Source organism: Desulforegula conservatrix Mb1Pa (assembly GCF_000426225.1).
In the GTDB taxonomy this organism is placed as follows: Bacteria; Desulfobacterota; Desulfobacteria; order Desulfobacterales; family Desulforegulaceae; genus Desulforegula; species Desulforegula conservatrix.
This window is the reverse complement of the sequence record NZ_AUEY01000112.1, coordinates 1-7,980: the sequence shown is the minus strand read 5'-3', so window position 1 is coordinate 7,980 and position 7,980 is coordinate 1. Positions and strand designations below refer to the sequence as shown.

Annotated in this window: 6 protein-coding genes; 1 reads left to right on the top strand and 5 read right to left on the bottom strand. The window is 41.5% G+C overall.

Annotated elements, in window-relative coordinates:
• From K245_RS0119990 to K245_RS0119970, 5 genes are all read right to left on the bottom strand, one after another.
• Nucleotides 1-257: hypothetical protein (locus tag K245_RS0119990; protein WP_035277770.1), on the bottom strand; the 257-nt coding region annotated here is incomplete at its 3' end.
• A gap of 127 nt (nt 258-384) precedes the next feature.
• Nucleotides 385-2,304 (bottom strand): SIR2 family protein, encoded by a 1,920-nt coding sequence (locus K245_RS0119985; RefSeq protein WP_027360611.1) that lies wholly within the window; start codon nt 2,302-2,304, stop codon nt 385-387.
• A 523-nt stretch (nt 2,305-2,827) separates the two neighbouring features.
• The gene (locus tag K245_RS0119980; protein ID WP_027360610.1) at nt 2,828-4,567 is read right to left on the bottom strand and encodes a hypothetical protein; all 1,740 of its coding nucleotides are present in this window, start codon (nt 4,565-4,567) and stop codon (nt 2,828-2,830) included.
• Nucleotides 4,568-4,874: 307 nt separating this feature from the next.
• Nucleotides 4,875-6,143, bottom strand: coding sequence for a hypothetical protein (locus K245_RS0119975; RefSeq protein ID WP_027360609.1), 1,269 nt, complete (start codon nt 6,141-6,143; stop codon nt 4,875-4,877).
• A gap of 6 nt (nt 6,144-6,149) precedes the next feature.
• Nucleotides 6,150-7,172 (bottom strand): nucleoid-associated protein, encoded by a 1,023-nt coding sequence (locus K245_RS0119970; RefSeq protein WP_027360608.1) that lies wholly within the window; start codon nt 7,170-7,172, stop codon nt 6,150-6,152.
• A gap of 405 nt (nt 7,173-7,577) precedes the next feature.
• Here K245_RS0119970 and K245_RS25630 point away from each other — a divergent pair, with 405 nt between their 5' ends.
• Nucleotides 7,578-7,931 carry an integration host factor subunit alpha gene (locus K245_RS25630; protein WP_084156453.1) on the top strand — a complete coding sequence of 118 codons (354 nt, stop codon included), beginning with the start codon at nt 7,578-7,580 and terminating at the stop codon, nt 7,929-7,931.
• Nucleotides 7,932-7,980: the final 49 nt, after the last annotated feature.

The following is a 7,980-nucleotide window of genomic DNA, read 5'->3' as shown; positions in this document are numbered from 1 at the left end:
ACCCTGAAGAAATTAGACCTACCATCGACCGTGGCATTCAGGTCAATCCTGGTAGCGGCACGGGATATCCTGTCCATGGGCTCATCCACAAGCACGGTGTATCCCTTTTTTATCTTTTCACTGATTTCTGCCATCAAAGGTTTTTCCCATAGAGCGAAAAGACCAGTAATAGGAGATACGTGAGTCACAACAAGCAGATTTCCGTCGTATGCGGCATAAGCCTTTGCCCTGAGATTATGCGATAACGAAACTGTCATTATTTTACGGTTTTCAGTCATGAGAAGGATAATAAAATAATACAAAAAAATGGGCAAGGAGGGGGAAAGGATATAGGCTTATCTGGACAATGAAGAAAATTAGGCTCACACTGTCTGTCCCTATTCGTTATGTGTTTCTTGTGCTGTTTAATACCGCCCGATCAATATACATAAAGTGCTCTTTCCATCGCCTTGCTTCAACCAAATTAACAAGTCTGTTATACCGATTCTTTAACGGTTCTGGCAACAAAGGTAAGTTTCCCTCCATATAATTAGAATACGCATACCCAATGAAGCCCTTTATCTCATTTAGAACGTTTCCGCTTTTTTTTGCCATATCTGAGTATTCAATGAACTTTATACGGCATTTATCAAATTCTTTATCGCGCAATAATTGGTCAGCTTCATTTCTTACTATCAACTCAGATCCCGTGGCCGATGTCGTAAGGTTATAAATGTTGGCTGACTCATTCCTTGTTTTTTCGGATGGAATGAGGCGGTATTTGAATTTCCCAGCATTCGCAATACCTGCTGAATAACCAACACGATGACTCATTTCTTTAATATCATCCCACCTGCGAATAAGAAATTGTTTTGCATACCTATTCCATCCGCGCTGAGGCGATCCAATTGCTGATTGAATTAATGCATAATATCTTATACGGTGCTCAATTAACTCATGTTGAGTTTCTGGACGAAGCTCAATATATTTCAAGCCGTGAAGGCGCATTTTAATATTATTGATAACGGCTACATAATTGAAGTATCCGGCAACATAAAATACATACATATAATCACCCAGCCTCTTTGGCTGAATAAAATATATATCGTTTGGAATTCCCATTCGAAGCGCCTCGCTGAGCAAACAGCGAGCCTGAAGCTCCACATTTACGTCATATTTAGATCGATCACTAAGAATCTGCAATACTTTAAACGCATACGCTCGACAACTTTCATATCTTGATATTTCGTGACTCAATCTGGCGCAGGTTAACAACAGAAGATACTTGTTTAAATGTCGAGTTAAGTTGGATAGTTTGTTTTTTTCAATATCTATAGCATACTTATGTGCTTTACGGTAATTGCCAATCTTCGCCAACAACACGCAATACAACAACTCCTTTTCAGGATCAGACAGCAAATCCATCTTTACCAGTTCATTTTCCAGATGATCAAGTAACTTTTTGAGATTACTATCTTGGTTTGAAGCTGTGTATTTTTTGGGGTGTTTCGATACATCAACTAAATCAAGCGAGGATTCAAATAATTCACTTGGCCATTTGTGCACTCTTATCGCATTGCACGCCTTTGAAGCATTGTCTGAATGATCACCATCAAACCTATTGACCCAGACAATTCTCTTTGCACCTATTTTATTAGGAGCCTCGGATAAATATGGAAACAAATCAATGTCTCGTCCACTGTAACCGACAAAGCATAGATGTTTATTGTTCATGACGTTGCATATATACTCAATCCATTTTGTGTTTACCGTTGTTATCTGAGTCATTGTGGTCCATAGCGACTGAGGCGAATACATGTCTTGATTATCTTGTATGCTTCCATGTATTTTGCATATACATAACGAATTCGAATCAATAGTATAAGGATCGTCTGTTGGTAATAACAGTTTGTAATTTATTCCCAGCAATTCACATGCTTGCTCAAACATAGAATCAAAATTAGTTGTGATAATTGGCAAATGATTATTGATAGAGTACTCGGCAATAAACAAATGAGAAAGACTTGGCTCGCAACGGATATGATGTCTATTTTGCATCCCTTTATGCAAGGATTGCCAGATATGCAAGGATTCATATGTCTGTGTCATACCAATAACTGATTCATAAAACACTTCCGGCTGTATTCTGCTGCATATATTCTCTTTTTCCTTCATTGGTATGCTAGCTGGCAGGAATGCATTAACTGTATGCTTTAGAATTACATATGCGCTTGGCAGATTAGAAGCATAACTAATACCGGAACCAGCAAAAAAGAATATTTCGCCAGATCTTAACTTATCGATTGTGAATTCAAGATCATCCATATGTCTGGGTCTTTAGCACCTAAAGGTGAGCTATGCCGCGCCGCCTCTGCTTTACTGGTGAAACCGGTGCGTGTCGGCTTGAGCGACTTGTTAACAACAAAAGGCGCTGATGCAGAAATAAGAACCACAAAAAAACAACGCCTGATTTAAAAGCACAATAGGGCAACGACTGCAAAAAAAAGACTTTACCCAACCAAAAAATAAAAACAAGAAAACATCAAAAAAAAATGAGTTACCAAGTTGCTTTTGCAATTACTGGAGAAAATTTGCCGCTGCTTTTGATAATGAAATTCCATGAAAAAGACCAGAACCAAACCCTGAGCCGCTGACCAGAAAAAGTCATAAAATTTAACCACTCTGGATTAGGCGAAAAATTCAAAAAACTCTAAACACCCAGCCAAAAAACGCAGAAAACCAGAAACCGGAATTCCCACAGGGAGGCTAACGGGGCGATTAGCCGTCCGTGACATGACTTGGTTAATCCCTTTCCTATTAAACGCTTATCTCACTTCAAAACGTCAACTCATCCGGCCCCAACCTGAGAGTTCCCTTGCGAGGATTCGGTTCTCTCGGCGAGGACAACAAGCAGTTCCTCTGGCGTACAAACGCGCGGAACATTCCCGATCACGAACCCGTAACGTGCTGGCGGTCGAAGATACTCTTGGGTTGGAGTGCAAACGAGCCATTCGACATTGGCCGCCGCCGGAATGGATGAATCTCTGCGAGCAACAGCATCTCGGACGGCGCTGGCCGCAACCTGTGCCTGGTCCGTTGATAGCTTGACACGACCCGATCTTTGCCTAACAGCCTCTGGGTCACCGCAGAAGAACGCTCTGGATTTGGCAAATGCCTTGCACTCGATGGCAAAAAGTGTTTTGGAGTGTAAGACAAGTAGGTCGACCTCACAGTCTTTTCCGGTTGAGTTCCGTACGACCATTTTCCAACCCACGACCTTAGCGGCTGTCTTCGATTCAATCCATTTCTTAAGCGCAAGCGTGAAGTGGTCGCCGTGCTGGGTCGAGTACCATTCCTTTGCCCGTTCGATGATCCAGGCAAAGAAATCGAGTGACCCAATCAGGTCAACGTATACCTCTCCGCTTGCCGATGAGTAAACGAACGGGAACGGGCGAAGAGTCGCAAGATCAATATCATTCCTATCTTCGTCACTACAAACAAGGAAGGCTGCAAGGAAGCGTTCGATGGCCTCAGTTGCGGACGTTGCGTCGGTGGCCCACGGCGAACGTACTTCCGCGAGTCGTCTTACGAGCGCCTCGCGCGGGAAACGGAGGGAGCCCAAATGACAGAGTCTAAAGAGGAAGCCAAGCCTGTGGTTGTAGTCGGCAGACCCGTCATCTGCGGCCAGAATGATCAATTTGTCCCCGACGTCGTCTATTGTCGGAAGGCTACGCAGTATCTGAGTGGCTACGGCTGAGAAGAAGTGAATAATGTCATCTGAGGTCAGGGAGAAAAGGTCTTCGATCGCATCCTCGTAGGCGCGGAGTTGCTTCTGGATTGGCGCGGAATCGATCACAAACGGGAAGTAGTGGCACAAGAGACTGATATCCCGCCCGGGGACGTAGAGATAGTTGGCTGGCAGCTTTCTTAGGACGACCAGGGGTAAGTCAACTTTAGTTTTGGGCTGGTAGATGAGTAGTCCCTCGTCTTGGAGCAGGCACAATTGGGGACGACGATGCTCATACTCCTTCACGGACTCCTCTACCTCGTCAGGAATCTCGAGATGCAGTGGCTTGCTGACAGCAGGTTGGAGGTGTGCACCTTTCCCAATCCAGCGCCTTGTCCCAGCGATCTGGGTAAGTGTCTTAGCCAAGAAGGCTAGCCGGAATGCGTCCAGAAGGTCGTCCTCTGTGTACGCAAGAGTGACGCTGTATTCTTGTTCGCCTGTCACCTTGCTCACGGTCGTATCACGATCACTCGCTGCGTAGCGTACTAGCCCTATAGTTGCGTAATGCTCCCAACCTTCAGAAAACCCAGCTTGCCTCGGAAAGCGGCGAAGCAAGCTAAACCAAGAGTCAAGTCCAAGACGAGACGCTATATCTGAGAATGTGGCTTCTGCCCTCTTGAAACACTCGTCGACACAGTGAATCGAGCGTGCTTGTCCCAGACTCTCACCGGCTAACTTCACCAGCGGTTCGTAGACCACAGACCCAATCTCAATCTCGACGGCCTCAATTTCTGCCTGATTATCGCGAACGAAATCCTCGAGTTGACCCGTGAAGGGGTCGAAGATGCTTCTACTCGCCATGCCGATATCTTCTTCTCATAGTATCATGATCACTTCGCCAGCCTAAAGCACTATGCGGCACTGGAGTTCGCATCGCAAACGTCCAGTCTCTTGGATCGGGTAGGTCAGAGGCTTTACAGCCCCCTCAGAACCGTAAGCGATAGTATCTCGTCTACGGCTCAAGTGTTTCTAAGGCAAAGCCTTGCGGGGCTGCCGGGCCTATTTTCTCTTACCACTTATGAAATTTACAGTTATTTTTTACATATCTTATCAGCAACAGTGACAGGGATTCCAGAGTTCTGAGGATACCATCTGACACATATCAAGGTTAGAAAATAATCATTTTTTTTGTGATTGTTTCTATGAGATAGGAACATGCAGTTGTATTAGAAAACAGCCATATTGTTAACAATTGACCGCAGGCAACCATTCCATCTATAAGATATAATCGCTTTTTTTGTTTCCTATATCGAGTTTCGATATCACTGAAAGCATTATTCAAATCTTCGTATAGCTGGCTATTACTTAGCTGATACTTAATTCTTTTTTCCCGAATGGTGTAGTCCTTCTTGATCGTTTCCAATGTATTCTTTTGGTTTCTGATCATTAATACCATAATTAAACTGAAAATAAAGCTTCCGATGATGATTACCCAATTCGAGACCAAGGTTTTGGTATCTGATTGGGGAGCAAAATTCATCTGCCCCCCGATAAGGATCAAGGAGGCTGGAATCGCAAGGATCTTATTTTGGATATCATCAAAAACTTTATTTATTCCCAAAATATATTCCCTTTTGACCGTTTCTATTTTTTCCCGTTCATTTTCAAATTTGAATTCACTTAAGAATAATTCGAAGTTCTGCCGGAACTGTGTGGCAGCTTCGGTAATATGCTTTATGAGATAACTAAAACGGTCTGCTTGTGGGACAGGCATCAAAAAATCAATGAGACAGCTTCTTAGCAAGGTATATTTCGTTTCTGTATAAGCCTTTTCATTCAAGATGCTATTGAAAGTTGACATCGCTTTGTCTAAGGCTATAAAATTCAAATCTGATGCAGAATATTTTATATCAAGCTGCAGTTTTTTATTTGGTCCAAGGATATAAAGATCCAGACCATCACTGTTTCTATTGGAATGGTTACCAGCTTCCGGCTTTGATAAGAGAGCGATTAAATTAATCACTAAATAATAGGCTCTTACAACGTCTGGAGGTATGGGATCACTCACACCATTATATGAGAGCGCATCCAGTATCAGAATTTCAGGTTTTTCCCATGCAAAACTTTGGTATGAGATTAAATCATCAAGATCATTGGTATAGAAGAGGTTTTTGGATCGAGGAAGTTCCAGTACTATTTGCACAGTTCCTTGCCGCTCTCGCTCTAATTGTCTTTTAAGAGAAGCGGTGCCGCCAACGCTTTTTTTATCGAATTTGAGTTCTTTAATAAAACCTTTGTTTTCAAGGTTTAATAGATTGTCATAAAGAGCCTGACTCAATTGCATTTCTGAGGTTAATAAGCGGCCCTTAAAAGCCTTTTTATTTAACTCAGAGATAAAAGAAACCAAATCTTGGATATTTTTTATCGGGTCAGGCATATTCTGTTAATCCTCTTTCTTTTCGTACATCCTTAAGTGCTTCTTGATATCATCAGGAATTCCATTGATCATTATATAATCATTCTCAATATCAAAGGTGACCCTGTTTTTGTCCAAAGCCTCCGTTGAAAATCTTACATGTACCAAGTTATCACCACCGCTGATATTTACAAGCTTGCGGGCTTCTTTTTTATCGATATGTATTTCGCCAGGCAAATTGCATTCATCGGAATTCGCGTAAGCCACAAATCGTTCAGGATCTTCAGGGTCGATAATATTTGCAATTTCTTGAATCGTGATCGGCTGTCCCGACTTATGTTTTTCTGTAGCTAAGTCGTATAGTCTCTGCCTTATGGAATTTTCGGTTTCCATTGTGTATGAACGTTTTTCACAATAGTCCGTGGTGGCGGTATATAGATCCCCGGTGTTTTCTTTTGAATCTGTATAATTCGCATCATCAATTCCTATGAAAGATTTGAAATAATCCGTGACATCTTTGGATATACCTTTCACAAAAGAAATATAATGCTCTCCATTACCGACCCATTTATTGAAATTAAACCGAGCTGCAATATGTAGATGATTAAGATCAATTGTCTGTACATCTTTTAGATTGAGGTCATCATCAAAATCAAACTGCCCTTTATTCTTAAGCATTGCTATTATCAAAAAAGAGGCCCCATCCTCTTTGTAAATAAAAAATAAAAGGTACCCACCTGTTGCAAGCGACTTATTTTTAATGGCATTTTTTAATTGAGTCATTGCCTCCAGTGTAAAATTGATAAAATCTATTTGGGCCTTGTGAAATTGGGACAATTTCTGTTCGAACATCCCTACGCCTTTTTCAAAGTCTCCATAACCCAAACCGCTTTTATTAGTGTAGGTTTCTTTAATCTGTTTTGTTAGAGAAATGACTTTTTCATTATTAACATCAAATTCAGTATTCTTTTTTTTGATCGTAACATTTTCCGCACCTGTTACGCCACTCAACTTGATAAGTTTATGAACAATAACATGCTGTAAATCCAAGTTTACCTCCTCTGATCAAGATTTTGACGTAACGAAACTGTTATATTTATCTATGGGGGTAGTCGGTTAGTGCCCCATGGAGCGTTTCTCCCACAGCGATGGACTCTTGATTAGCTAAAATATAACAATTTCAATATATTCTGCAATATTATCAGTGGTTTCTTATTGTGTTTGCTATCAGAAATGAAAGGTGGGACAATAACAGACTACCCACTTATTACATTTTTTTTGCTGTTATCATGGAAAGCCGTTTTGGAATAAAAACATACAAACTTTTTTGGGAAAAGCAATAAGAATTACTTTTCTTAACAAAAAGCATAAATAATTGTTAAGAAATGCGCTCTGTACAAAACATCAAAATCAGATTAAGGAAGACCCTTTCTAAAATTTTAAGGGGAGGATAGTTTGGCACTTACCAAGACTGATATGATTGAAAACATTGCAAAGGCAGGATTTACAAAAGAAAAATCTATCCTGGTAACCGATGCCCTTATTGAAATCATCAAACGTACTCTTGCGGCTGGCGAAGATGTTATGGTTTCAGGGTTCGGTAGGTTTTGCGTGAATGAGAAGGGAGCCAGGGCAGGAAGAAATCCGGCAACAGGCGAAAGTATGCTTATTGCAGAAAGAAAGATTGTTACCTTCAGATGTTCGGTGATCCTAAAAGATAGGGTCGGGAATCATCAGCTTCCCAAAAAGAAGAAGATAACCATGAAGACTCAAGAAGCTTTACCCTCAAGAGCCTCACGCGCCCACTGAAGATATTTATTCGTTTCCTCAGATTTAGAGCTTTCAAGCGGAGTATAAT

What these genes read in the sequence shown, in the direction of transcription:
- K245_RS0119985 (WP_027360611.1), bottom strand. Translation starts at nt 2,304, where the DNA reads ATGGATGATCTTGAATTCACAATCGATAAGTTAAGATCTGGCGAAATA.
- K245_RS0119980 (WP_027360610.1), bottom strand. Translation starts at nt 4,567, where the DNA reads ATGGCGAGTAGAAGCATCTTCGACCCCTTCACGGGTCAACTCGAGGAT.
- K245_RS0119975 (WP_027360609.1), bottom strand. Translation starts at nt 6,143, where the DNA reads ATGCCTGACCCGATAAAAAATATCCAAGATTTGGTTTCTTTTATCTCT.